This is a genomic window from Comamonas sp. A23, from assembly GCF_004522605.1.
GTDB classification, from domain to species: domain Bacteria; phylum Pseudomonadota; class Gammaproteobacteria; order Burkholderiales; family Burkholderiaceae_C; genus Comamonas; species Comamonas thiooxydans.
This window is the reverse complement of sequence record NZ_RSDT01000037.1, coordinates 1-1,569: the sequence shown is the minus strand read 5'-3', so window position 1 is coordinate 1,569 and position 1,569 is coordinate 1. Positions and strand designations below refer to the sequence as shown.

Annotated in this window: 2 protein-coding genes; both read left to right on the top strand. The window is 65.0% G+C overall.

Translation table 11 applies throughout. From position 1 onward, the window contains the following. A partial coding sequence (locus EIC84_RS25800; RefSeq protein WP_034361126.1) for an electron transfer flavoprotein subunit beta/FixA family protein occupies nt 1-720 on the top strand: 720 nt, incomplete at its 5' end. Nucleotides 721-880: 160 nt separating this feature from the next. Beyond that, a partial coding sequence (locus EIC84_RS25795) for an electron transfer flavoprotein subunit alpha/FixB family protein (RefSeq protein WP_134737362.1) occupies nt 881-1,569 on the top strand: 689 nt, incomplete at its 3' end.

Sequence of the window (1,569 nt, the reverse complement as noted above, 5' to 3'; positions counted from 1 at the left end):
GTGGACTACAACGTCAAGGTCCGCGTGAAGTCGGACGGCACGGGTGTGGACATCGCCAACGTCAAGATGAGCATGAACCCCTTTGACGAAATCGCCGTCGAAGAAGCCGTGCGCCTGAAGGAAAAAGGCGTGGTCACCGAAGTCATCGCCGTCTCCTGCGGCGTGGCCCAGTGCCAGGAAACCCTGCGCACGGCCATGGCCATCGGTGCCGATCGCGGCATTCTGGTCGAGACCGATGTCGAGCTGCAGCCCCTGGCCGTGGCCAAGCTGCTCAAGGCCCTGGTGGACAAGGAGCAACCCGGTCTGGTCATCTGCGGCAAGCAGGCCATCGACGACGACGCCAACCAGACCGGCCAGATGCTGGCGGCCCTGGCCGATCTGCCCCAGGCCACCTTCGCCTCCAAGGTCGAAGTCGCCGGCGGCAAGGTCAACGTCACCCGCGAAGTGGACGGCGGCCTGGAAACCGTGGCCCTGGCTACGCCCGCCGTCATCACCACCGACCTGCGCCTGAACGAGCCCCGCTACGTCACCTTGCCCAACATCATGAAGGCCAAGAAAAAGCAGCTGGACACCTTCAAGCCCGAAGACCTGGGCGTGGACGTGACGCCCCGCCTGAAGACCGTGAAGGTCTCCGAGCCTGCCAAGCGTGGCGCTGGCGTCAAGGTAGCCGATGTGGCCGCCCTGGTCGACAAGCTGAAAAACGAAGCGAAAGTCATCTGACTCCCCCTGAGTCGCCTGCGGCGCCTTCCCCCAAAGGGGGACGACGGCCTTGGCTGCGGGGCGGCCCTTGCTGGCCGTCCCTCGCCAGGCTGCGCTGCAGCCAAGGGCTGATGTCCCCTCTCGGACTTCGCCAGAACGTAAAGAAATTTAGAGGTTGAATATGACTTCTCTCGTAATCGCAGAACACGACAACGCTTCGATCAAGACCGCGACCCTGAACACCGTGACGGCCGCCAAGGCCTGCGGCGGTGATGTGCATGTGCTGGTGGTTGGCGAAGGTGCAGCCGCTGCAGCAGCCGCTGCTGCCCAGATCGCCGGTGTCTCCAAGGTCATCCATGCCGACGGCGCCAGCCTCAAGGACGGCCTGGCCGAGAACGTCGCCGCCCAGGTGCTGGCACTTGCTGGAAATGGTGCCGGCAACTACAGCCACATCCTGTTCCCCTCGACCGCCTCGGGCAAGAACGTGGCGCCCCGCGTGGCCGCCAAGCTGGACGTGGCCCAGATCAGCGACATCACCAAGGTCGACTCCGCCGACACCTTCGAGCGCCCCATCTATGCGGGCAATGCCATTGCCACCGTGCAGTCCGCCGATGCCGTCAAGGTCATCACCGTGCGTACCACCGGCTTTGACGCAGCAGCTGCCACTGGCGGCTCGGCGGCCGTGGAAACGGCGGCAGCCGTGGCCGACAGCGGCAAGAGCGCCTTTGTGGGCCGCGAAGTGACCAAGAGCGATCGTCCCGAACTGACGGCAGCCAAGATCATCGTCTCCGGTGGCCGTGCTCTGGGCTCGGCCGAGAAGTTCACCGAAGTGATCACCCCCCTGGCCGACAAGCTGGGTGCGGCCATCGG